Raw genomic sequence first — 24,750 nt, forward strand, 5'->3', positions numbered from 1 at the left:
ATTAGCCCTCAACTTCATCGAGTACAGGTTTAGCCGTGCCAGCTTCATGATAGAGGGCGGCACCCTTAGCCTTAAACTCAGCCGACATCATGGCCATCCCCTTCTCTCTATCCATATCAGAGCTTAAATCGGCCGTGCTTCTCGCCTTAAACTCGTCATTGGTCTGCATTTCAAGCTTCTGGGCCGCGGCATATTCACGCACCTCTTGGCTGATCTTCATCGAACAGAACTTAGGCCCGCACATGGAGCAGAAATGAGCCACCTTGGCCGATTCCTGAGGCAGAGATTCATCGTGATAGGCTTTGGCGGTTTGTGGATCCAGTCCCAGGTTATATTGATCTTCCCAGCGGAACTCGAAACGAGCCTTGGATAAGGCATTGTCACGAATTTGCGCCGTCGGGTGTCCTTTAGCCACATCACCGGCATGAGCCGCAATCTTATAGGCGATTAATCCCTGCTTTACATCTTCCTTGTTTGGTAATCCAAGGTGCTCTTTAGGCGTCACATAACAGAGCATGGAGCAACCAAACCAGGCGATCATCGCCGCCCCAATGCCAGAGGTAAAGTGATCGTACCCAGGTGCGATATCAGTCGTTTGTGGGCCTAAGGTATAGAAAGGGGCCTCATCACACACTGCTAACTGTTTTTCCATGTTCTCTTTAATAAGATTCATGGGAATGTGACCAGGGCCTTCTATGATGGTCTGCACATCGTACTCCCAGGCAATCTTAACCAACTCGCCTAAGGTTTCAAGCTCGGCAAACTGTGCCTCATCATTCGCATCGGCGATGGAGCCCGGACGCATACCATCCCCGAGAGATAAGGACACATCATAAGCGGCACAAAGCTTACAGATATCTCTGAAGTGCTCATAGAGGAAATTTTCCTGATGATGGGACAGACACCACTTTGCCATAATGGAGCCACCGCGTGAGACTATACCTGTCAGGCGATTTGCCGTCATAGGCACGTAACGCAGTAATACACCGGCATGAATGGTGAAGTAATCGACGCCCTGCTCAGCCTGCTCAATCAAGGTGTCCTTAAACACATCCCAGGTCAGATCTTCGGCGACACCGTTCACCTTCTCTAAGGCCTGATAGATAGGCACAGTTCCGATAGGAACCGGAGAGTTACGAATGATCCACTCGCGGGTTTCATGTATATAACGGCCGGTGGACAAGTCCATCACAGTATCCGCGCCCCAACGAGTAGACCAGACCAGCTTTTCGACTTCCTCTTCGATAGATGAAGTCACCGCCGAGTTACCGATATTAGCATTGACCTTAACCAGAAAATTCCGGCCTATGATCATGGGCTCAGCTTCTGGATGGTTGATGTTCAACGGAATAATCGCACGGCCTCGGGCAATCTCACTTCTGACAAATTCGGGGGTGATAGGCTCTGAAATCGAGGCACCGAAGCTTTCACCCGGAGCCTTCCGGGTCAATACCTCGTCGGTTATCTCTGACTGGGCCATGTTTTCGCGAATGGCGATATATTCCATTTCAGGGGTAATAATCCCTTGTCTGGCATAATGTAACTGAGTGACACACTGACCCGGTTTCGCCTTTCTTGGAGGAAGCAAAGAATCGAATCTCAGGTGATCTAAGCCATCGTCGGCAAGTCTTTGCTGAGTAAATCCTGAACTGGCACCGACAAGTTGCTCAGTGTCGTCACGCTCTACAATCCAGTTATTTCTGAATTTATCCAGACCCCTGCGGACATTAATATCGGCATCGGGATCTGAATATGGCCCGGCGCAGTCATAGACTCTTAGCGGCGCATTGGGCTCCAAGATAGGATCCGACTCAGTCCCCCCCACCATGGTATCGGACAGGAGAATTTGGCGCATACCGACACGGAGATCTTCACGACTACCGGTTAGATAAACTTTCTCAGAATTAGGGTGCTGTAGCGGCTTTAGGGTATCGATGAACTCTTGAGCTTGAGCTCGGGTTTCGCGGCGGTTTGACATAAGCAATCTCACTTTAATTGAAATGAAGTTGCTTGCCTGGAGAGTTGAATAGCAGACACGAGAACGAAGTCTCGAAGTCACAGATAATGACAATAAACGGATCTATTCTGAAAACCAGATACTAAGACTCAAGATCGTCGGCTCAAAAAATTGAGGCGATGGCACTAAAATTAGCAGCTATTGAATCAAAATATCATGATTCAATGAATACAAAAATTCACACGATTTATGGACATTATCATGCTTGTTTCCTTCGCAGGTTTTAACCTGATCAGGTTCAACGGATCCCGAATAAACGGTCTCAGCCAATTAGGCACTCCGACAAGATGTGAGAAGTATAATCTTAAAACATCAAAGTTAACAAGGTTTTTGTAAAGATACCAAATCTAAAAAAATCATGACAACTTAAAAGTTAAATATTTGTATTTATTGGCAATGTAATTTAATTTGCAATATTTAAGTTGAAGTTACTAATTAGTCATTAAATTATTTCATCATTAAAATTATGACTTAATAGGCCTTTTATGCACTCTTTTTGCTATCGCTCGCGTTAACGCCGCCACAACTGAGTCACCATCACAGCGAAATGGATAGCCAAGATTCTCGGCATGGGGATTAATTGGATTGGGGGTTTTAACGATTCGATAGCAGGTATCTCCCTGTTTAACGATTCGATTTGGATCTAACTCACTATCTAGAGTCTCAGCATCACTCCAGGTATCTATCTCAGGGAGTTCGAGAATGATCATCTCACCATCCATCTCACTGAGCGTTTTAGTTCGGGTATATTGATTAGCTTGTTCGACAAAAAACTCACCCAGAGCCGCCTCTCTCTGGCGAGAAAGGTATTTTTGGGTAGAGGCACTAAAACTTGAAATATTAAGCCTATCGTTCTCGTCATTGTTCTCTTGTTCCGGGGAGAAGAAATAGGAAGATTGACTCATAGAAGAAGCTTTCTTTGGCTTGAAAACATCTTCTTGCTTAGCCAGAGATTGTTTAGCTTCTATTCCAACGGGGTCCTGTACAAAGGGGGCCTGCTTTGATTTCGGCTTAAGCTGAACTTGAGACACGTCACTCTCTGTCAAAACAGCTGCTGCACGATTAGGCTCCTGCACTCTATTATCGATTAATTCAGAGTGACCTTTCTTTATCACAGGGGCTTGATAATACATATAGGCTTTCAATTGAGGACCTTTTAATTGAGGTGCTTCAGATTTAATGCCATAGATCTTATCTTGCGGGTATAACAAGGGAGCGGAGGTCCAGAGGATATCTAAGGTGAGCACCAGGGCCAGATGACCGCTAATGACCAGAACGCTCACCCATAGCCAAGAAATCCTGCGCTTATTTACTACAAGATCAGTATGCTCATTAGCAGATAAGATAAATGGCCTGAGCTCATGATTCAGCTCTTGAGGCTCGAAGGAGGTATCAAACTGAATATCGAGATTCACGGCGCACTTATCCGCCTTTACCCCCTTCAGTCCTTCCTTGTTTTCATTAAGTAGAACTTCCTCTACGCGAAACGCTTTCAATAATATCATCCCTGTGGTTTATCATTGTTTGTTCATTTCACTTCAAATGCAGCGAATCAGTCAGTACCAGGATTTCATTCTGGACTCAATATCAATAAAAATCAGATTACAAATAAGACAGAAAGTTCATTTTGACGAATAAAACTTAGCTTACACGTGTACGCTCAAGTGTGGTTTTATGCTGAATTTACTGTTAGACTCCACCGAAACGATTTAAGAGAAACTTAAATATCAGTTCCATTAAGTAAGTGGTCATTCAGCGGGAGTTAAAAACGCTGTAGGCAAGTAAGGGGATTGAAGCTAATAGTTATTCTATATCGAAAGCCACTTGCGCAGCATAAAGTGTTTTTAAAGCCGCACTACGTGAGCTTCTCAGGACTGCTACTTCTGTGTTGTGTTGTGTTGTGTTGTCTTAAAAGGGAATAACCATTTCCTCAACAATGCGCCTTGAATTAACAACCCTGAGAGAGCTCTGAATTAACCATAAATTTAATGGAATTGGTATATATGCCACTAGAAGAATCATTGGCCCAGCAAGTATCAACTGTCTCAGTTAATAGCAGCGGCTATAGTCATAAAGAAGAGATGGCTAACAGCATAAGCCATGGTCTGGGTATTGTGGCGGGGATTATCGGGCTTGCACTCTCTCTGATAAAAGGCCAGCAAACACTCGATAGCATTCAATTATTTGGGCTGGTTATCTACTGTGCCAGCATTATCTTACTTTTTTCCTGCTCAACTTTATATCATTCGGTTTCCTCTCCTGTTTGGAAACTCAGACTTAAGATTGCAGATCATTGCGCCATTTATTTTTTAATCGCAGGTACCTATACTCCTCTGATGCTTATCGCCCTGGATGGTACCAAGGCTAATATTATTCTCATCGCCATCTGGTCCCTGGCATTCGGTGGAGTATTATTCAAAACTCGGTTTATTAATCGTTTCAAGAAGCTGAGCGTTGCCCTCTACTTATTAATGGGCTGGCTGTGCGCAACCGTGATGAGTGAGCTGATCGATTCGATGACAGTTCTAGGTTTTCAGTTATTGATTTTGGGCGGATTACTTTACAGTTTTGGGGTGATATTCTATGTTGGTAAACGCATTCCCTATAACCACGCAATATGGCATCTATTTGTGCTCGCTGGTGCGGTAAGTCACTTTCTCTGTGTATACTTAACACTGATATAAGCCGTAGAATTTAGATTTATCCAGACTGTCAGCCTGCTTGAAAATCAATGAGGGCTTGTTTTAACAGCTCAGCCTCTTCATGATGATTCTTTAACTCGAGTAGGCCGATGATGCACTCTAGGGTGCACAATCCCCCTTCTATTTGATTACGTCTCAGAGTAAAGCCTGAATCCGCCTGCTCAGTTAAAGCAAACTTATCAGCAGCCTTAAGATAAGGACTTTGCCTCATCATCTTACGGGCCTCTTGCCAAGTTGCATCTAATATAATGAGCGTATCAGGCATGTGCTCGAGATAGAGCTGAGCCTGAGTATTTTCCATAGGCACTGGCCCATCTTTTCCATCTGGATCACAACTTCCTTCTGAGAGACATAGATCTTTAGTTCTTGGAAAAAGTACCGCGGCTCTATGGCTGCGAATTAATTCTATCAAGGCTAGATCCGGAGACACCCTAGACCAAATGATCCGCCTACACCATTGAGGAAAAGCGTTTAATGCAAGTAAACCTGTGTTGGTTGGGCGATCTACTTCTCTTTGATGCGTTAACAAGACCAAGTTCATCTATTTTTACTCTTATCATTATTCATGCATGAAAATAGGAAAGTCATTATACGAAAACTGTATAAGCAGTGACAGCTCACCTATTTACTCTCTTGTACTAGGAAAATCATCTACTGTGAGATAAAATCTAACGATAACAATTCTCATTCCAATAAATACAGTTATAGCGAATTATGTCCATACCAATAACGGGTCTATTCTCAGGCCTACAAGTGAAACTATTCAGTTACTTTGCCTTATCTCTATTGGCTATTTTACTTATCGCTACAGGGATTGAAAGGGTTGTGATCAACCGCTTATTGACTCTGCCTCAATCTACTCAGGCTCAAATTATTCACTTGGCTAATCAGGCAACCGAATTAGTCAACAATGATGCTCTAACAGCATTAACAAGATGGGAACAAAATCAGGAATTCCGTGTTTATGTGTTAGACAAAGACCTCAAATCCATCACAAAATCAGAATTGCATCCCCATTTCATCTTCAAATTACAATATATGCGGCAACTTCATCTGCCTATGGGAAACAGTGTCAGAAAGCCTCTGATTGGTATTCCTCTGCCTAATGCCACCTATTTCAATGGCCCCTTGACTCTAGTGGTGCAGTTAAAGCCCGAGCTACACCCGGCTCAAAAGCTAACCCAAAGCCTTTGGGTTATTCGCGTTCTGGTGGGAATATCTGTATTACTGGTATTCACTTCCATTTTGACCAGATACTTAATTACACCGCTTAAACATTTGAAATTAGGCACACAAGCCTTGGCCAGTGGTCGATTAGACACCAGGATCGCCCAGCATTTCTCAGTTAAAGAACCTGAATTTTATCACCTCGCCACAGAGTTCGATCATATGGCGGAACAAGTACAGCAATCGATGCAAAATCAGAAGCGCTTATTGAGGGATGTATCCCATGAACTCAGGACTCCCTTAGCCAGGCAGGAGCTAGCACTACACCTCTTAGCGAGGCAAGCGAGCCCTGAACAGCACAAATTTATACAACGCTTAGAGCAAGAAAATCATCAGATGGCCTCCCTTATCAATAGTATTTTAGATTACAGTCGACTCAATAATGCCTACGTAGAGTTGACCTACGCTTCAGTTGCCTTAAGCCATATTCGTTCTAGAGTCTTGGCAGATATCCAGTTTGAAGCTAAAGCTGAGCAAACCATCACCTGGACTGAGTTTACCCACGACTTAAATATCCAGACTGACGCCAACTTTCTCATTCGAGCCTTAGATAATGTACTGAGAAATGCGCTTAAATATGCGGGTGAAACCTGTACTGTTATCATTAGTTCGCGTATCAATGACGGCAATCTGGTCGTTGATATAGAAGACGACGGTCCCGGGATCCCGGAAGACAAATTAGAAAACCTCTTCAACCCCTTCACCAGAATGGATGAAGCCAGACACTCTAGTCAGGGGGGATACGGATTGGGACTCGCAATAGTTAAACAGAGCCTTAAATTACTGGGGGGGGAAGTGAGTGCCAAAAACCATCTCAGAGGAGGGCTATGTATCAGCTTTAACTTGCCCTTAAACCTCATGGAGACGGTAAAAATAGAGCGTCTTCATGCCATGAAAGAGCAAAACTATGAGGCATCAACAAGCTGAGTCGAGCAAACCCTTAAGCAGTAACTTACTCAGCCGTACTTCTTCACTTTCTTAAGTGCTATTTGCTGCTTAAGTTTCGACAGGTGATCGGTAAATACTATGCCTTGCAGATGATCCATTTCGTGCTGTAATACAATCGCCAAAAATGTATCTGTCTCTATTTCAAACGCTTTACCGGTACGATCCAGTGCTTTGACTGTGACTTGCTCACTTCTGGCCACCTTAGCGCGATAGCCAGGGATAGATAAACACCCCTCCTCGCCTATAAAGTCACCTTGAGTTGCCATAATTTCCGGATTGATCAGCACCTGTGGCTGGTCTCTTTCCTCTGACAGATCTATGACTAAGATGGCGTGCTGACTACCGACTTGTGTCGCCGCCAGCCCTATGCCATCTTCGGTGTCATACAGGGTCTCGAGCAGATCATCTATAAAACCTTGAACCGAGTCTATATCTTCAACTACGCGGGCTTTGCGTTTAAGACGTTCATCGGGAATAGTTAAAATATCGAGTACGGCCATAGATAGATCACATAAAGAAAAATTTGGCGCCATTATGACCGAATAAACGCTAAAGGCAACTCCATAACGGTCAAAATTACATCAGTCACCTTTTCATTTTTAACCTTATTGTCACATAACTTGAATTCCTGCATATATGTGGATAGCATGAATGAATCGTATAAAATATACAGGACGTAGTATGACACAAGTGACTCGAACCCCCTTGCCCAAGACTTTCTTCGTCGCCAACACCATGGAGATCTTCGAACGTCTTGCCTGGTATGGTTTTTTTACCCTGTCATCCCTCTACATGACCTCGCCTTCTCAGCAAGGTGGCTTAGGCTTTAGCGATCAGGAACGTGGCTTACTCCAAGGCATGATCCCTTTCTTCCTCTACTTATTTCCTGTTATCACAGGCGCCTTGGCTGACCGATACGGTTACCGTAAGATGTTTCTGATATCCTATGCCATCATGTGTCCCAGTTACTTCATTCTGGGACAAGTGGACTCTTTCGCAGGTTTCTTCATTGCCTTTATGGGCGTGGCGCTCGGTGCAGCCTGTTTCAAACCTGTGGTTACTGGCACCGTTGCCCGTACGACCGATGATACCAACCGCGGCTTAGGTTTCGGAATTTTCTACATGATGGTCAACATCGGCGGGTTTCTCGGCCCCTTCATTGCAGGCTATGTTCGAGCAATAAGCTGGGACTGGGTGTTTATCATGTCATCATTCTGGATTGCGGTTAACTTTATACCCGCCCTACTCTTCTACAAGGAACCCACAGATCAAAATGCGCAAAAAGGCAAACCACTCAAGGCCGTCTTCGCCGATATACAGGAAGTACTGGGTAACTTACGCTTCGCGCTGCTCTTCTTCGGGACTCTGATCATCCTCATGTCTTATGGCGCTAAGTGGCTGTCGGGACAAACTACACTCTTGGTCTATCTAGCTTGGTTCTCGGGACACTACTTGTGGAACTTGAAGGGAAAGTCAGATCTCACCGCGCCTTGGTATAAGCAAAAAATCGCTATCGGTAATAAGCCCTTCGTGATCTATCTGCTGATTTTGTCTGGTTTCTGGATGGTCTATCAGCAAATATTCATCACGCTACCCATCTATATTCGTGATTTTGTCGATACATCGGATCTTATCGCCATGATGGCGTCTTATCCGAACCTTCTCAGCTTCCTGGCTCCGGTCGATCTTTCAAGCTTACAAACTGAGCTCACCAGACTGTCTGCCGCTTTAGTTAATCAGGAACTCACGGCTCAGGCCGCTTACTTTGACCTGGTACATTATAAAGTCATGGTGCCCGTATCTGAACTTAGCCTGGGGTTAAATGCGATAGCCGCAGATCCTTCTCAAGCTGAAGGCTATGCGAATGCTTGGTCTACAGAATATCGCCAGATTAACCCTGAATATATGATAGGCCTTAACTTTCTCTCTATCGTATTCTTGCAGTTATTAGTTAGTCGCGTTGCAGAGAAATTCCAGGCTTTACCCGTTCTGGTCGCCGGAACTGTGATCATTGCCTTTGGCACCGCTTTAGGTGGTGTGGCTCACGGCGCCATCATGGGAGGCGTGATGGTACTGACTTCTATCTTGGTATTCTCTATTGGGGAGATGGTAGCCTCACCTAAAAGTCAGGAATATGTCGCCAGCTTTGCCCCACACGACAAAAAAGCCATGTTTATGGGTTACTACTTCGTATCATCTGCCATCGGCTTCCTACTGGCGGGTCCCTTGTCCGGCTATCTCTATTCTGAGGTGGCAAAACAAGCACAAAGACCAGATCTGATGTGGTACATCATAGGTGCCTTCGGTTTAATCACAGCCCTAGGCCTGATCTTGTTCCACAAGTTTGGTGTCATGAAGCACCCGGCGAATAAGCCTGTGGCGAGTGAAGCAGAGGTAATGTAGCTGATTAGTACCAAATTAATTTTGTCATGACTTCAGTTTTAAAGCCCATAATTCATTGATGAATTATGGGCTTCTTTATCATCATTGACTCTTTGCCAAACCTAGACTTCTAGTAGAAAACCTAAACCCCCAGTGAAATCTAAGTATTTATCATAAATAGCCACCACTCTATTTATTTCACAAGTCATAACTGTTCGTTAAATTAATCGTGACACATCAAGCTTAAATATTACTGACGCTCGCTAAGATCTCAGTTTATGCCCCTTTAAACTAGCGAGTTAAAGTCGAAGAGGATATGATGCTGTAAATGGTCTGTGGATGATATGAGATAATATGATAAGGCTAGTGGGACACTGCACACCTCCTAATCCAGACGCTTTTTCGACGTCCCCCGCGGTAGCTAAATCCCCTATGGAAAAAATCTGGTTCATCGTCGCCATGCTGCCAAAGGGTCGAGTAAGCTCGTATGGTAAGGTTGCCGATTTAGCAGGATTACCCGGTAGGGCAAGATACGTGTCTAAAGCATTAAAGATGGCACCTGAAACATTAAACCTGCCATGGCACCGAGTCATCAACAGCCAAGGGAAAATCTCTTTCAAACCAGATACTGAAGCATTCCGAATACAAATGCAGTTACTCAGGTTAGATGGCGTAGAGGTCAACCGAGGGAGAATATCTTTAGCCAAATTTGAGTGGCGACCGGATATGGCCACACTGGTTTTACAACTGCCGTTTTAACTAAAAGTGATGAGGTAAAGCGCCAAGTGGAACTAGCGCCAATGAACCATAAAGCAGATTCATTGTCTGAGCTATTGTCGGGGCTATTTTCTGAACTAGTGTTTTCTCCATCGATTCTCGGGCAATTCAGGACCAATATTAAGGCTAGATACAGCAACTAACAGCAAGTAAGAACTCGCCACAAAGGGTCCTGGACTTTGCAAGCAGGTAAAAACTTATCCATGCACAAATTTAAGGAGACGTCATTGTCGATTGGTCAGCGTGTAGTGCTAGCAACACATTTGTGCCTCTTCAGCCTCTACGTGGCTGCGGCCCCGAGCCCGCTAACCCCACAAACAGCAGAGTATCAGGTAAATTATGGCAGTATCGAACTAGGAAAGGCTCGCTATCAGCTCCCTAAAGCCGAAGGTAATCTCTATCACTACCGCTTCGACAGTGATGTCAGCTTACTCGTGTTATCAGACAGACGTAATGTACGCAGTGACTTCATTCGCGAAGGCGACCAGCTCACCCCCATGCGATATACCCATAACAGGAAAGGCACAGGCCCTAGCTTTCAAGAACAAGCCGCCTTTGCCAGAGAACAAGAAGTCGTTCACAGCCGCTATAAAGATGAGAGAGCTAAACTAGATTATACCGATATCTTATACGATCCCCTCATGGTCCAGCTGCAATTCCGACTCGACTTGGCACAAGGAAAAGAAAACCTTCACTATTCCATGGTCAAAGAGGGAGAGGTTGATGAGTATAACTTTCGTGTCATAGGCAAGGAGAGAATGAATATTGAGAGTGGCAGCTACGAAACCATCAAGATTGAAGTTGTCAGAGACAGTAAGAAACGTCAAACCTTTTTCTGGATGGCACCGGATCTAGGCTACCTACCAGTGCGTCTAACCCACTTCGAAAAAGGCAGTAAGCAGCTGGATATTAAACTGCTCAGCTATCATTTTTCTCCTGAGCAAACTGTGAAGATAGACAAGCTTGCTACTGATGTAACTGTACAGCCATAGACAAGCAGCAAAAGGGCGATAATTGATTCTGGCCTTTCCACGAATAAATTCATCCCATTAAAAAGGGAACATAACAATGTTCAGCCATGCTCCCTCGATTAAGATCTTCTTAGAGATGATTAATCAGCCTTGAACTCCCTCATCAAGAATCAGTGCACCTTTACGGAATAGTTTCCAATCCCCAGGCCCTAAAATATGCCACTCTTCATCCTTAGTCAGAGGTCTGGTGGCGATCACTGTGACGATGTCTTCAGGAGTTGTCTCTTTATCAAAGTCTATGACCACATCGGTATCGATGAGCTTAGCCTTACCGAAGGGAGCTTTGCGGGTGATATAACAGAGATTATTGCTACAATAGCTCATCAGGTGCGCGCCATCGGTCAAGATCATATTAAATACACCCAAGGAACGAATTTCATCGGCTAGCTTGGCGATAAATTGATACACGAGTGTGATATCTTCAGGCTCTTGCTCACCAAATTTGTCGACTACCTTCTCTAACAGCCAGCAAAATGCCAATTCACTGTCTGTATCACCCACAGGCTGAAACCTTGAGACAGTAAATTTGTTCTGATAATCACTCAATTGCCCGTTATGGGCATAGGTCCAATAACGTCCCCAAAGCTCACGGGTGAAAGGATGGGTGTTCTCTAGCGACACACAGCCCCGATTAGCCTGACGAATATGACTGACAACCACTTCACTCTTGATAGGATAGCTCTGAATGAGCTCAGCGATGTGGGACTCACTACTTGGACGAGCATCTTTAAAGGTACGGCTACCTTTTCCTTCATAGAAGGTGATCCCCCAGCCATCCACATGGGGACCGGTGACACCACCTCTCTGAGCCAGGCCGGTAAAGCTAAATACAATATCCGTCGGCACATTAGCGCTCATGGCAAGGAGTTCACACATTAATTCAACCCTTTAATTACAGCTGTAATATTTAAATTCTAACGCATTCTAACTAGTTGAAGCAGAAAGTGGAATCTCGACTTTAACAATTTATCTAAACGTTTGTTTGAAATAAACCTTGTATTAAATTTCACATAGGTTTAAATTTTATGCGACACAGGTCAGACCACAACCTATAATTGTGATAATGATCAGAAAAAGTTCTGGCCTCAGTTCATATTCAGGTCGCACCTTAAGGAGAATAACAGTGACAAGCTTACTATGGATCCTCGCGTTTCTTTTTGTGTTAGGCACACTCGCCTACCTAAGAGTTTCGTTGCTAACATCTAGCATCATTGCCGCAGTCGTTATGGCTGTCGGTTCAGCAACTGAAGTCGTGAGCCCCCTAGCGTGGATCATCTTCTTAGCCATCGCCTTGCCACTGAACATCAGTGCATTTCGTAAAAACTTCCTCACTAAACCATTATTAAAGATCTATCGTGGCATCATGCCTGAGATGTCTTCTACCGAAAAAGAAGCCATTGAAGCCGGAACAACATGGTGGGAAGCCGATCTATTTGCCGGAAACCCAGATTGGAAAAAACTCCACAACTATCCAGTAGCCAGACTGAGTGCCGATGAACAAGCCTTCTTAGACGGCCCCGTTGAAGAGGTCTGTAAGATGCTCAATCAACATCAGGTCTCACATCAACTGGGCGATCTCCCCGTTGAGATCTGGCAATACCTGAAAGATAATGGCTTCTTTGCCATGATCATCAAGAAAAAATACGGCGGTCTCGAGTATTCAGCCTATGCGCAATCTCGCGTCCTACAAAAGCTTGCCGGTCTCAGCAGTGAACTGGCTTCCACCGTCGGCGTGCCTAACTCTTTAGGCCCGGGCGAGCTGTTACAACACTATGGCACTCCCGAACAGCAAGAACATTACTTACCCAGGCTCGCTCAAGGTCTGGAAGTTCCCTGTTTTGCCCTTACCAGCCCCGAAGCTGGTAGTGATGCAGGCGCCATCCCTGACTTTGGCATTGTGTGTAAAGGCCAATGGGAAGGCGAAGAAATTCTGGGGATGAAGTTAACCTGGAATAAGCGCTACATTACCTTAGCCCCGGTCGCTACCGTGTTAGGTCTGGCGTTTAAATTGCGCGACCCGGATCAACTACTGGGTGACAAGGCAGAGCTAGGAATCACTTGTGCCCTGATACCTACCGATATGGAAGGCGTTGAAACCGGGCGTCGCCACTTCCCGCTCAACTGTATGTTCCAAAACGGCCCAACCAAAGGCAATGAAGTCTTTGTGCCTCTGAGCTTCATCATAGGTGGCCCGGAAATGGCCGGACAAGGCTGGCGCATGTTGGTCGAATGTCTGTCAGTGGGACGTGGCATTACCTTACCGTCTAACTCAGCGGGTGGCATCAAGACAGCGGCGGTGGCAACTGGCGCTTATGCGCGTATCCGTCGTCAGTTTAAACTGCCTATCGGCAAGCTTGAAGGTATCGAAGAGCCCATGGCACGTATCGGCGGTAACGCTTATCTGATGGATGCCGTGACCAGTCTAACCACAACGGGCATAGACTTAGGTGAAAAGCCTTCGGTTATTTCTGCCATCGTGAAGTTCCACCTGACCGACAGAATGCAGAAGTGTGTGATTGACGCCATGGACATCCACGGCGGTAAAGGGGTTTGTTTAGGCCCGAATAACTACTTAGGTCGAGGCTATCAGGCAGCCCCTATCGCCATTACGGTTGAAGGCGCAAATATTCTGACTCGCTCTATGATCATCTATGGTCAAGGTGCTATTCGTTGTCACCCCTTTGTGATCACCGAGATGGAGTCAGCGTTCGATACCGATGCTAACCGCGGCCTCAATACCTTCGATTCTGCGCTATTTGGCCATATCGGCTTTACCATCAGCAATCTGGTCCGCAGTTTCTGGCTTGGAGTGACATCTTCAAGATTCTCAAATGCGCCCTATTCAGATAAAACCAAGCGTTATTATCAACAGATGAATCGCTTCAGCGCTAACTTAGCCCTGCTCTCGGATCTGGCAATGGCGACATTAGGCGGTGGACTGAAACGTAAGGAACGCATATCGGCAAGATTAGGCGACCTACTCAGTCAGCTCTATCTCACCTCTGCAACCCTTAAGCGTTATCAAGATGAGGGACGTCAAACTGAAGACTTACCGCTAGTTCAGTGGGCCGTCGAAGATTCACTATACAAGTTACAGGACTCACTCGACGATCTGCTCAATAACTTCCCTATGGGATTGGGCTTTGTCCTTCGAGGCATTATCTTCCCATTCGGCCGCCCACTAAAAAGGCCTAGCGATGTGTTAGATCATAAAGTGGCGACCATAATGCAAACTCCTTGTGCCAGTCGTGAACGCTTAGGTAAAGGCCAATTCTGGACCCCATGTGAGAATAATCCGGTCGGAGTACAGGAGCAGACCTTCAAAGATATTCTCGCCTGTGAACCACTGCATGCCAAGGTCTCTGAGGCTGCGGGTAAGCGTATTCCATTTATGTGGCTCGATAAGATTGCCGCACAGGGGAAAGCTTTAGGCGTACTCACAGATGAGGAAGTTGCCCTGCTTGAACGCGCCGAGATCGGTCGTATGAAATCCATCAATGTGGATGACTTCGACCCGGATGAGCTCAAAGCCATGGCCATAGGTAAACAAAGCCATGAGCAGGCTGCTTAGCGTCACGACATTTAAATTTAATCAATAGACCAGAAGGAGGCTCACGCCTCCTTCTTTATGTCTTCGATTTACCAACAAAGATGAAATACAGTTGACGAGTCGCTGTTAGCAAATTCTTCAGATATCGAGTTATCTCTTGTGAGCAGCTTCTATCGACTCGCCGGTGTTAATTTTTTCCACACCGGCTTTGAGCTTAATCTCATTTTCAAGTTCATCCTGAGCAAGTTTTTCTACCGCCTTAGATTCTAGCAAGAGAGCATGCTCCTTAGCCAGATGCTGCGCCTCTATGGGTAACAAGCTAATCAACTCTATGCCACTAACCAATTTATTGGCCGAGCCGGTGCAGATGTTCACCTTACCCGCCTGGATGTACACCAAGGGCATGGCACAGTCTCCGTAGCGGGCAAGGAAATCCTCGAAGCTGAAGCTGTCGGTGATATTGGTACTTTTAATCACAGCGCCTTGAGACATTAAACTGGCGAGTTTGGCATAGGATACCGACTCACCAAACAGACATAAACGCGCGAGATAAGACTCTGACAGCTGATGTCTGGCACTCGTCCCTTCGATGTTACTCAATCCATAGACCTTATTGGTCCCCAACACATCTTGATAGTGAAAACTCACCAATGGATTGAGCTGACGATAGGGAGAGATGACCAGTAAGCGCCCTATTCCTGTCATGTCGAGAAAATTACTGGCATGCTCGGATGTTGGATTACCGAAATACACGGAAATATTATCCATCCTGGCCAGCCGAATATTATCCCAGTTATTATCAGCCAGAGTCACTGTGATATTTTTAGACTTAAGTACCTTTGCCAGTTCTCTGGAAAACGCCGAAGCGCCAAAAATAAGCAGCCCTTGTGATGAACCCGCACTCACCCCTAAATACTTAGCCCAGACACCAGCCGTTAAGCTTTGCATGACAACAGTGCCTATGATGATCAAGAAGACTAAAGGTACAATAAGGTTTGCCCCCGGGACACCTAGGCTTTCAAGCTTAATGGCAAAGAGAGACGATACCGCAGCTGCCACTATACCTCTGGGGGCCATCCAACTTAGAAACCACTTGTCATTACGCCTCAGCGATGTCCCGATCCCGCAAGCCCATACACTGAGCGGTCTGGCGATAAACATCACTACTGCTAATAATGCCAGCCCTTGCCAACCTAAGTTAAGCAGTGCATCAGAGTCGAGTCGGGCCGCCAACAAGATAAACAAGGCCGAAATAAGCAGTACAGTTAATGTTTCCTTAAATTCAATGATATCTGAGATATCTATACCACGCATATTGGCAAGCACTATCCCCATCACAGTCACGGTTAATAATCCCGACTCATCCTGTATCAGGTTCGAGCCGACAAATACCCCCAGCATGATGGTTAGCACTCCGGCATTCTTCAGATAATGAGGTAAGAGATGCTTCTTGATAATGATACCCACCAGGTAACCTGTGAGCGCTCCTAAACCGATTCCTATGCCTAACATGTAACCTAGGGCATGTAAGACATGAACGGTAGGATCTGCCGCGACGGCTATGTATTCAAACACCAAAACGGCAAGGAGTGCCCCGATAGGATCGATAACTATGCCCTCCCAGCGCAAAATACGAGCCAGTTCAGATTTTGGCTTGATACTTCTGAGCATAGGCACAATCACAGTTGGCCCGGTCACAACAACCAAAGCGCCGAACAGCAAGGCCATCTCCCATTGAAAACCCATCAAGAAATGTGTTGCCGAAGCGATACAAGCCCAGGTGATCAGGGTGCCAATCGTCACAAGATGAGTCACCATACGACCATGATCTTGGATCTCTTTGAAGTTAAGCGTTAACGCGCCTTCAAACAATATGACCGCAACACCTAATGAAATGATAGGAAATAGCAGGTCGCCAAAAATGGCGTCAGGATTGAGAATATTGAGACCGGGTCCCAGCAAGAGACCACAGAGTAAGAGAGGCAAAATTGCCGGCAGGCGTAACTTCCATCCAATCCACTGACACAAGAGTGAAAGCACACCTAACAAACCTAGCATGGCAGTGATCTGCTCAACCATAAGAATTTATCCTTAAATAGTGTTATCAGTATAGATAACAAGTATCCCTATGCAGCCCTAATATAGGCCAAGCTTTGCTTCTCAAAGTAATTAATATCAATCGGTATGACTGCAAACCGAACCGGAAGTTGTATCTAAATAAGCAGTTAAAAAAACCAATCTACTCCATATTAATGAATTATCAAGAAAGCTTCAGGCACAAAAAAGCCCTCGTCTTTCGACAAGGGCTTCGTTGTTTGGCGGAGCGGACTCGCTCTAATCAGGAGACGAACCCGCGCCCCTCGGCGTGACAGGCCGCTTTCTATTCATAAGAGGCTAATATCTCCATGGGCCGCTCCTAAATATCCTATTACTACGGCATTCGAACATCCATGTATTCAGGAGTGTATGCCAAAAAACAATGTTTGGAACAATGTTTGGAACATTGTTGGCACAACTGCACTAGCACTCTGCTCTGCTTATGGTCATGGTCATAGTCATTTTAGTATCAGGCACAAAAAAGCCCTCGTCTTTCGACAAGGGCTTCGTTGTTTGGCGGAGCGGACGGGACTCGAACCCGCGACCCCCGGCGTGACAGGCCGGTATTCTAACCAACTGAACTACCGCTCCTAAACTTTTCTGTCCGACTATGCTGAGCTAACGGGACTCGAACCCGCGACCAAGGGCGTGACAGGCCGCCCATGTTTACAAATAGTCCTAACCAACTGAACTACCGCTCCTAAACTTATTGCCTTTCGGCTTTTAACTGCTATGTCACTAACAACTAAACTAAATTTATAACTTGATTGGCGGAGCGGACGGGACTCGAACCCGCGACCCCCGGCGTGACAGGCCGGTATTCTAACCAACTGAACTACCGCTCCACATCAAGTTGCGGTGAATAATACGTAGGCGAGCATGCCGCGTCAATAGTTATTTTAAACAGATAAACCAATCAGCTAAAAAAGCAGCAGTTAGGCGTAAATTACTGCTTTTCTGGGTAGAAAAACGACCAATTAACCTTTCCCCTCTACAGGAGGATCTTCAGGCATGGTCAGATCTATTTCATCTAAGCTCGGGCCTAAGTCTTTCTCTTTCTCTTCATCTAATCTTTTTTGAGTTGCGGCTAACGCCTCTTTCAAGTTACGTCTCTTACGCCAGATGAGTAATCCCAGTGTTCCTAAGACCAAGAGGGTTACATTAACCGTGATTATCCAAAAAATAGCATCATCTTTGGCCTTCGTTTCTTCAATGGCCGCTTTCTTTGCCGCTCTGGCCGCTAACTCTTCCGCTGTCGGTGGCGGCTTAGGAGGCTCGATTAAATTAAAGAAGCGTTCAGGTAAGGCTAATACGATCTCTCGACCGCCCAAGGTTGTCGTTGCAGCCATCCCTTTAATTCTATAGCTACCAAAGTCTGATACTTCCGGAAGAATAATCTCACTCTGTGATGATTCTAATCCGCTTAATGTAATAGGCAGTTGAAGTCCCGCTGGACCGACTAATTCTAAATCTAAATGTGTCTCGGATAACTGCACCACAGCTTCATCGACTTTGACAAATAGCTTCCAGCGCCCTTCTAAAGGATCTTCAGGTTCAAGGATTTCGATCTCAATCGGGATAGGTGATAGCATGAACTTAAACAGGCTTTCACGAGAAAATACCTTGTTACGAACCTTGACTTGAAACGTATAGTGACCCCATGGTTGATTTAAATTGATTTTCCCGGTAAAAACACCGTCATCGGGTCTTTCATCTAGGTCTTCGCCATAATCTTTATATGAACCAACGACCAGAATACCCGCAGCAAAATTTTCATCTCCAGGCAGATGATCACTGATAAAACGCGCGGTCCATTCGACTAAGTAATCCAGCCCCGGCATCCTTAGACGCTGTTCATCTCCCAATAGCTGAGCCGTCACTTTTACGCGCTCACCTTGAAATAAAGGTTGGGGTAAATTTTCGACCTTTATGCCCAGTTTAGAGATCTTTTGAATTTTAGAACCTTCGACGACTCTGCCTATAAGCTGCCAAGGGCCAGGCATAGGTTTATGTATGGTCACGATATCACCGCTCAAACCATCGACCCATTGCACCTCTTTGGGGTGTCGACTCGCATACCACTTGCTGCCATCGGGCAAGACGATGACGACTGGCGAACTGCCATATTGGCGTTGAATAAACAGGGTGAGACTATCGACCATATGATCAATTCTGAAGCGATTCTTCAATACACTGGCTTCACTCGAAGGCACGACATTGGCCAACACAGATGTAGAAAACACTGTGCCTAGCATCATGATTAACGCCACTAATACTTTTTTTCTCGAAACAAAATGTTTAACACTCATAAAGATGACGTCTGTCCTCGTCGAAGAAGTTATAAATTGGAATATACAATGTCGGAAGCTTTGTTCTGATGCTATTGATAGGGCGGCCGACAAGAAAACGCCCTCATTCTCTGTTTGCTATCACACTATGTCAGTGACCTAATCACGCCATGCACAGAGTCCGCCCTTAGCCACGATATCGAGTCGCGCTTCGTGCTTAGCTAGTTCATCGGCCGATGCCGCGATCACTTTAAGTTTTGTGCGTTCTTGACTTAATCGTATGATCCCACCGGCACCTTCGCCTCCGGTATCGCCTGAAAGATTAAACTTAGTCTGCCCACCTGTCATCAGCAGATAGACATCAGCTAAGATCTCCGCATCTAATAATGCGCCGTGTAGTTCACGACGTGAGTTATCTATGCCATAACGCTTACACAAGGCATCAAGATTATTTTTCTGACCCGGATGCAAATATTTTGCAATCGCTAAGGTATCCAAAATGGCACAGATATCGGCAGTCTTAGGCCCTTTAGGCTGCAATAAGCCAAACTCATGATCCATGAAGCTTATATCGAACGACGCGTTATGAGCCACAACTTCGGCGCCATCAATAAACTCGATAAAACTCTGTGCTATCTCGGCAAATTTTGGCTTATTAGCGACATATTCGTTGGATATACCATGGACTTGAATGGCTTCTTCATCGATGAGCTGTTGTGGATTAATGTATTCATGATAATGACGACCGGTCAAACGACGATTAATCACCTCGACGCAACCAATTTCTATGATTCTATGACCTAGAAAGATAGCACCAGCGCTCTGGTTCATACCTGTGGTTTCAGTATCGAGAATGACCTGACGTTTTGCACTAGACACTATGTTCATAAATTTACTAACACTTCTTAAGTTTTTGGGTATACTCGCCCGCTAATCTGTCTATGGTAACAACTTGATGTTAAAACCGCTCTCTATATTTACCGATGGTTCCTGTTTAGGAAATCCTGGCCCCGGGGGTTATGGGGTGGTGATGAAGTATAAATCACAAGTCAAAGAACTCTCCGACGGATTCCTGTTAACCACCAACAACAGAATGGAGTTACTGGCGCCTATCATCGCATTGGAAGCCTTAAAAGTGCCCTGTAAAATAGTGCTCACCAGTGACAGTCAATACATGCGACAAGGCATCACTCAATGGATCCACGGTTGGAAGAAAAAGGGCTGGCTAACTGCCGCGAAACAACCAGTAAAGAATGTCGATCTCTGGAAGCGCTTAGATGCAGCCACAGCCTCCCATGAGATAGACTGGCGCTGGGTTAAGGGTCATGCAGGTCATGTAGAAAATGAACGTTGTGACACCTTAGCCAGAGTGGCTGCCGAAGCCAAGCCGACCCAGGAAGATATAGGTTATCCGGCTTAAGCAAGCCTGTGTAGCTAAATCGACAGTTTATTAAATTTTGTGCAGAAACCGATAAACGCATCACATAGCGGTGTAAAGTTTCGGCTCTTATGATGGATGCGATAAAACTGTCTCGTCAACGCGAGTCCTTCAACCTCGATAACAGCCAGCTCCTTGCGGCTCAGTTCTTTTTCAAGGGTCAATTCAGACAGCACGGCCAAGCCAGCTCCTTGCTTGACCGCTTGCTTTATCGCATCGGGCGTACTGAAGCTGAATCTTTCTATGGGCTGCATATCCAGTGCATTTGCCGCACTGATAAAATAATCTCGGGTACCCGAGCCCTCTTCCCTCATCACCCAAGGTTGCCCACGTAATTCCACTGGTTTAACCCGTTTCCCCGCAAGAGGATGAGCCGTATGACAAAATATCAGCAAATTATCCTTATGCCAGGCTTCAACTTTAATGCGACTATCAAGACACTGCCCCTCGATAAACCCAACTTCAGTTCTGAACTCCAACACAGACTTTATGACGGCTTGAGTATTATCAATATCGAGATCGACGTAGGCGCTGGTATGTTGCTGACAGAAGGCCACCGCACTTTTAGCCATCAAATAATTACCGATTGTGGAGCTAGCACTGACATTTAACGTGCCACTGAGTTCGGCCTCCGGAGAGGAGAACAGATGTTCTATCTGCTCTAGTTTCTGTAACGCCTCGGTAGCCAATGGCAGCAAGAGGCTCCCCTGAGAATTCAATCTTAATCGGTTACCAACTCGCTCAAATAATCTTGCATCGAGTTGCTTCTCTAATTCAGACAAGGCCATAGAGGTCGCAGGGGCCGATAAATTCATCATATCGGCGGCTCTGGCAACTTGACCACTGCGAGCGACGGCTTCAAAAATTGATAATTGCTTTAGTGTTATTCGCATTTAAATTCTATTATTTTTTGTTTACTGGTGGTTTCTAACGAGGTTCTCCCCGCCGTGGGTGCCGCAGACCAATTAGGTTGACGGACTTTTTTCCTTTCATGTATTGGTGTCAATGGCGTCTCTAGCTTACGAGCGACGATCAGATAGACGCTACCCGTTCCGGGCAACCAGGCCTTGAGTGCATTTTGCCAGATACTTTTCTGGCGTATTTCACTCAGCAGATGATGGTGAATGATGCGTTCATCAGCCACCACTTGGTAACCCAATAATCCAAGCCAATCTTTGACCCTTGATGGTGTAAAGAACCGACCACACCAGGGAAGTTTGTCTTGGTACTTGGGCAGGACTTTACCAATAAAAGCCGGACTCAGGGGATTAAACCCCACAATAAACAAGTATCCACCGGATATTAGCACTCTGTCGGTTTCACGCAGTAGCTTGTAAGGATCATGCTCAAATTCGAGCAACATGTTCATGACGACAGCATCGATGACCCCGTTCTGTATGGGCAGTGCACTAAACTCTGCGCGCAAAGATGCGCCATCACCATCGAACAGAGAAAACTGGCGACCAATAGGCAGGCCAGGCATTTTTAGTTCAGCGCTCAAGGGACCAAGACTTAACATATGATAGCCAAACACTCTTGGCCACCATGATTCAAGCTCTTGCTCTACACTTGCCTTGATCTTTTCTCCATTAGGCAATTGCGACCACGTTCGAGGTACCAATACCTTTATGTCATTAAACAAGCAGTACTCCCTTGGTTGATGCAGCGATTCTGACTAATATACCTAGCTAATCAGCAGTGGTATAATTATAGGGTGATTAATACCATTAAAACGTGAATCTGCAAACTTCGCAATTAATTTACTTGGTTACCTGAAGCGCTGTCCTCAATGTGAAAATTACCACCAGATAAGATGAGACACATATGCAAGCAATTGAATCTTCAAAATTAAAAATCACCCCATTAGCCGCATTCAATGATAATTATATCTGGATTATTGCACAAGATGGCAATCAGTCAGTGTACGTAGTCGACCCGGGCGATGCCCAAGTCGTCATAGATTATCTGGACACAGAGCAATTACAACTCGCGGGTATCTTAATAACACATCACCACCATGATCACACTGGCGGCATAGCTAAACTGTTAGCACATGCAGGGCAGCAGATTGAAGTATATGGGCCCGATAATGAGAACATAGATAATTTACTCAATCCCATCTCGACCATGAGTTCGATTCAATGCCAAATCACTCTTAAAAACTTCAACCAAAAGGTGGATGTCATTCCTTTGCCGGGACATACATTAGGCCATATAGGTTATTTAATGGCGGGTGAGCTTTTTTGTGGTGATACCCTGTTCAGCGGCGGGTGTGGCAGACTCTTCGAAGGTACTCCTCTACAGATGCACGACTCTTTAATGACTTTATCCCGGCTTCCAACAGAGACCCGAGTCTATTGCGCCCATGAATATACGCTAGCCAACCTGGATTTTGCTCTCTCGGTTGAACCGACTAACCCCGAACTCATCCAATACCATGAGCTTTGTCTAAACAAACGAAGTAGGCGAATAGCAACAATTCCAACCAGCATAGCCACAGAACGTAACATCAACCCCTTTCTGCGTTGCAATGCCGATACGATTAAGGCCTCAGTTAATCAACATTTCATGCAAAAAGCGTCGGATCCTGTGGACACCTTTGCCCTTCTAAGGCAATGGAAAGACAATTTCTAAAAAACAGATTACAATGCAGCGCTAAATAAGTCCCCTTTTCGAGTATTTCAAAATAGAGGGACAGAGAATTAAGGAATTATTTTTCGATGCGCATACAAAACATTGTCCTAGCAGGGAGTATTGTGCTGCTTTCAGGCTGTCAGTCATTCGACCAGTCAGCCTCTGAAGAACACAGTACTCAAGCTATACCCATTCTACCTATGATCTCGCCTAAAGAAGTCATTGAACCAAAAGTTGAAGTTGCAGAAGTCACCGATGTCTGGCAAAGGATCCGTCTGGGTTTATCATTCGATGTGCCAGACCAAAAGTTAGTCAAGCAATATCGTGACTGGTACATCAAGCACCCGCAACATCTCGCGACAGTATCGGAACGTGCCACCCCTTTCCTCTATTTGATCGTCGAAGAGATAGAGAAGCGTGATCTGCCTATCGAACTGGCCCTTCTTCCCATAGTGGAGAGTGCATTCGATCCTTTCGCCTATTCACATGGCGCCGCATCAGGCTTATGGCAGTTTACTTCCCCCATGGCGAAACATTTCGGTCTGCAAATGAATTGGTGGTATGACGGTCGCAGAGATGTACCCGCAGCAACCATTGCCGCCTTAGACATGCTCGAGTACCTGTATAAAAAGACGGATGGTAACTGGCTTTATGCTATCGCGGCATACAACACAGGTGAAGGACGAGTGATAAACGCCGTTAAGAAGAATAAGCGCAAAGGAAAACCTACCGACTTTTGGTCATTACGTCTGCCGACAGAAACACAACGCTATGTCCCTCAACTTCTCGCACTGGCTGATGTCATCAAGAACGCCGATAAATACGGCATAGAGCTCTACCCGATAGACAATCAAGCCAATATCCAAGTGATCGATGTGGGTAGTCAGATAGATCTCGCACTCGCTGCCGGATTTGCCGATATGACCACATCCGAATTACATAAGCTCAACCCTGGATATAACCGTTGGGCAACGGCACCCAATGGCCCTCACAACTTAGTGTTGCCTGTAGACAAGGTGGCAAATTTCAAATTAGCCATGGCAGATACACAAGCGGATGACAGGTTGAACTGGGAACGCTACCAGATCAAATCAGGTGATAGTTTAGGCCTGATAGCCCAGCGTTATCGCACGACACCTTCGGCGCTTCGTGCTGTCAATGACATTAAAGGCAATACCATCATAGCAGGGCGTCATCTACTCATCCCTGTTGCGGCAAACGATCCTGAACAATACGCCCTTAGCCTAGCTCAAAGAGTGAAGTCAAAACAAAATATTAACCGTGGTAGCGAAAAAATCGACTATATCGTTAAGTCTGGTGATTCATTTTGGAAAATAGCAAAGGCTCATAAGGTTAAGACGGCGCAGCTGGCCAAGTGGAACAATATGGCGCCAAAAGACACATTGAAAATTGGACAAAAGTTAGCGATATGGACTGGCAGTAAAAATGCCTCTTCCGTCACTCGCAAGGTGAATTATACGGTACGCAGCGGAGACTCACTGGCACGTATCGCTTCAAAATTTAAAGTCAGCGTCAACGACCTGGTTCGTTGGAATACATTAGAAAAATCTAAGTACATTCAGCCTGGCCAAAAATTAAGGCTATATGTAAACATGACAAATGTCAGAGCCTAATTGATAGAGGCAATGCTTAGAGGCA

19 protein-coding genes, 2 tRNA genes and 1 riboswitch are annotated in these 24,750 nt (G+C 45.5%); of the genes, 9 read left to right on the forward strand and 12 right to left on the reverse strand.

Features of this window, described 5'->3' with window-relative positions:
• Nucleotide 1: 1 nt before the first annotated feature.
• The gene (gene thiC / locus FS373_RS16545; RefSeq protein ID WP_152829895.1) at nucleotides 2-1,978 is read right to left on the reverse strand and encodes a phosphomethylpyrimidine synthase ThiC; all 1,977 of its coding nucleotides are present in this window, start codon (nucleotides 1,976-1,978) and stop codon (nucleotides 2-4) included.
• A gap of 231 nt (nucleotides 1,979-2,209) precedes the next feature.
• A riboswitch (TPP riboswitch) is annotated at nucleotides 2,210-2,309 on the reverse strand.
• A 172-nt stretch (nucleotides 2,310-2,481) separates the two neighbouring features.
• Nucleotides 2,482-3,513, reverse strand: a complete 1,032-nt coding sequence (locus FS373_RS16550; RefSeq protein ID WP_152829896.1) for a hypothetical protein — start codon at nucleotides 3,511-3,513, stop codon at nucleotides 2,482-2,484.
• 507 nt (nucleotides 3,514-4,020) lie between these two features.
• Between FS373_RS16550 and trhA the strand changes: the two genes are divergently transcribed.
• Nucleotides 4,021-4,701, forward strand: a complete 681-nt coding sequence (gene trhA, locus FS373_RS16555; RefSeq protein WP_144046732.1) for a PAQR family membrane homeostasis protein TrhA — start codon at nucleotides 4,021-4,023, stop codon at nucleotides 4,699-4,701.
• Nucleotides 4,702-4,729: 28 nt separating this feature from the next.
• Here the strand turns inward: trhA and FS373_RS16560 are convergent, their stop codons facing one another.
• Nucleotides 4,730-5,260 carry a DTW domain-containing protein gene (locus FS373_RS16560; protein WP_144046733.1) on the reverse strand — a complete coding sequence of 177 codons (531 nt, stop codon included), beginning with the start codon at nucleotides 5,258-5,260 and terminating at the stop codon, nucleotides 4,730-4,732.
• Between the two features lie 173 nt (nucleotides 5,261-5,433).
• On the opposite strand from FS373_RS16560, the gene FS373_RS16565 reads away from it, so the two are divergent.
• A complete protein-coding gene (locus tag FS373_RS16565; RefSeq protein ID WP_152829897.1) occupies nucleotides 5,434-6,873 on the forward strand; it encodes a sensor histidine kinase in 1,440 nt (479 codons plus the stop codon).
• Nucleotides 6,874-6,902: 29 nt separating this feature from the next.
• Here FS373_RS16565 and def read toward each other — a convergent pair whose 3' ends face one another.
• Entirely contained in the window at nucleotides 6,903-7,394 is a 492-nt protein-coding gene (gene def, locus FS373_RS16570) for a peptide deformylase (RefSeq protein WP_144046735.1), read from the reverse strand.
• 181 nt (nucleotides 7,395-7,575) lie between these two features.
• Between def and FS373_RS16575 the strand changes: the two genes are divergently transcribed.
• The 3 genes from FS373_RS16575 (at nucleotide 7,576) to FS373_RS16585 (ending at nucleotide 11,045) form a co-directional block, all read left to right on the forward strand.
• Nucleotides 7,576-9,297 carry an MFS transporter gene (locus FS373_RS16575; protein ID WP_144048983.1) on the forward strand — a complete coding sequence of 574 codons (1,722 nt, stop codon included), beginning with the start codon at nucleotides 7,576-7,578 and terminating at the stop codon, nucleotides 9,295-9,297.
• A 411-nt stretch (nucleotides 9,298-9,708) separates the two neighbouring features.
• Nucleotides 9,709-10,035, forward strand: a complete 327-nt coding sequence (locus tag FS373_RS16580) for an MGMT family protein (RefSeq protein ID WP_144046736.1) — start codon at nucleotides 9,709-9,711, stop codon at nucleotides 10,033-10,035.
• 221 nt (nucleotides 10,036-10,256) lie between these two features.
• A complete protein-coding gene (locus FS373_RS16585) occupies nucleotides 10,257-11,045 on the forward strand; it encodes a DUF3108 domain-containing protein (protein WP_144046737.1) in 789 nt (262 codons plus the stop codon).
• Between the two features lie 123 nt (nucleotides 11,046-11,168).
• On the opposite strand, the gene FS373_RS16590 is transcribed toward FS373_RS16585, so the two are convergent.
• Nucleotides 11,169-11,960, reverse strand: coding sequence for a class II glutamine amidotransferase (locus tag FS373_RS16590; protein ID WP_144046738.1), 792 nt, complete (start codon nucleotides 11,958-11,960; stop codon nucleotides 11,169-11,171).
• A 247-nt stretch (nucleotides 11,961-12,207) separates the two neighbouring features.
• Here FS373_RS16590 and fadE point away from each other — a divergent pair, with 247 nt between their 5' ends.
• A complete protein-coding gene (gene fadE / locus FS373_RS16595; RefSeq protein ID WP_144046739.1) occupies nucleotides 12,208-14,655 on the forward strand; it encodes an acyl-CoA dehydrogenase FadE in 2,448 nt (815 codons plus the stop codon).
• Nucleotides 14,656-14,784: 129 nt separating this feature from the next.
• Here the strand turns inward: fadE and FS373_RS16600 are convergent, their stop codons facing one another.
• The 5 genes from FS373_RS16600 to dnaQ form a co-directional block, all read right to left on the reverse strand.
• Nucleotides 14,785-16,713 (reverse strand): cation:proton antiporter, encoded by a 1,929-nt coding sequence (locus FS373_RS16600; protein ID WP_144046740.1) that lies wholly within the window; start codon nucleotides 16,711-16,713, stop codon nucleotides 14,785-14,787.
• Between the two features lie 532 nt (nucleotides 16,714-17,245).
• Nucleotides 17,246-17,322: transfer RNA gene (locus FS373_RS16605), tRNA-Asp, on the reverse strand.
• Between the two features lie 177 nt (nucleotides 17,323-17,499).
• Nucleotides 17,500-17,576 (reverse strand) — tRNA-Asp (locus tag FS373_RS16610).
• A 132-nt stretch (nucleotides 17,577-17,708) separates the two neighbouring features.
• Nucleotides 17,709-19,040: a TIGR03503 family protein gene (locus tag FS373_RS16615; protein ID WP_152829899.1), complete on the reverse strand. Its 1,332-nt coding sequence runs from the start codon at nucleotides 19,038-19,040 to the stop codon at nucleotides 17,709-17,711.
• Between the two features lie 138 nt (nucleotides 19,041-19,178).
• Nucleotides 19,179-19,907, reverse strand: coding sequence for a DNA polymerase III subunit epsilon (gene dnaQ / locus FS373_RS16620; protein ID WP_144046742.1), 729 nt, complete (start codon nucleotides 19,905-19,907; stop codon nucleotides 19,179-19,181).
• A gap of 67 nt (nucleotides 19,908-19,974) precedes the next feature.
• Between dnaQ and rnhA the strand changes: the two genes are divergently transcribed.
• Complete coding sequence (rnhA, locus tag FS373_RS16625; protein WP_144046743.1) at nucleotides 19,975-20,439, forward strand: ribonuclease HI; 465 nt, start codon at nucleotides 19,975-19,977, stop codon at nucleotides 20,437-20,439.
• Between the two features lie 14 nt (nucleotides 20,440-20,453).
• On the opposite strand, the gene FS373_RS16630 is transcribed toward rnhA, so the two are convergent.
• On the reverse strand, nucleotides 20,454-21,350 hold the full coding sequence (locus tag FS373_RS16630; protein ID WP_144046744.1) for a LysR substrate-binding domain-containing protein: 897 nt from the start codon (nucleotides 21,348-21,350) through the stop codon (nucleotides 20,454-20,456).
• Nucleotides 21,341-22,099, reverse strand: coding sequence for a class I SAM-dependent methyltransferase (locus FS373_RS16635; RefSeq protein WP_144046745.1), 759 nt, complete (start codon nucleotides 22,097-22,099; stop codon nucleotides 21,341-21,343). Before FS373_RS16635 ends, FS373_RS16630 begins: the two co-directional genes overlap by 10 nt.
• Before the next feature lie 182 nt (nucleotides 22,100-22,281).
• On the opposite strand from FS373_RS16635, the gene gloB reads away from it, so the two are divergent.
• Together gloB and FS373_RS16645 are read left to right on the forward strand one after the other, a co-directional pair.
• On the forward strand, nucleotides 22,282-23,091 hold the full coding sequence (gene gloB, locus FS373_RS16640; protein WP_144046746.1) for a hydroxyacylglutathione hydrolase: 810 nt from the start codon (nucleotides 22,282-22,284) through the stop codon (nucleotides 23,089-23,091).
• 86 nt (nucleotides 23,092-23,177) lie between these two features.
• Nucleotides 23,178-24,725: a lytic transglycosylase gene (locus FS373_RS16645; RefSeq protein WP_152829900.1), complete on the forward strand. Its 1,548-nt coding sequence runs from the start codon at nucleotides 23,178-23,180 to the stop codon at nucleotides 24,723-24,725.
• Nucleotides 24,726-24,750: the final 25 nt, after the last annotated feature.

It is taken from the genome of Shewanella sp. YLB-07 (genome assembly GCF_009377275.1).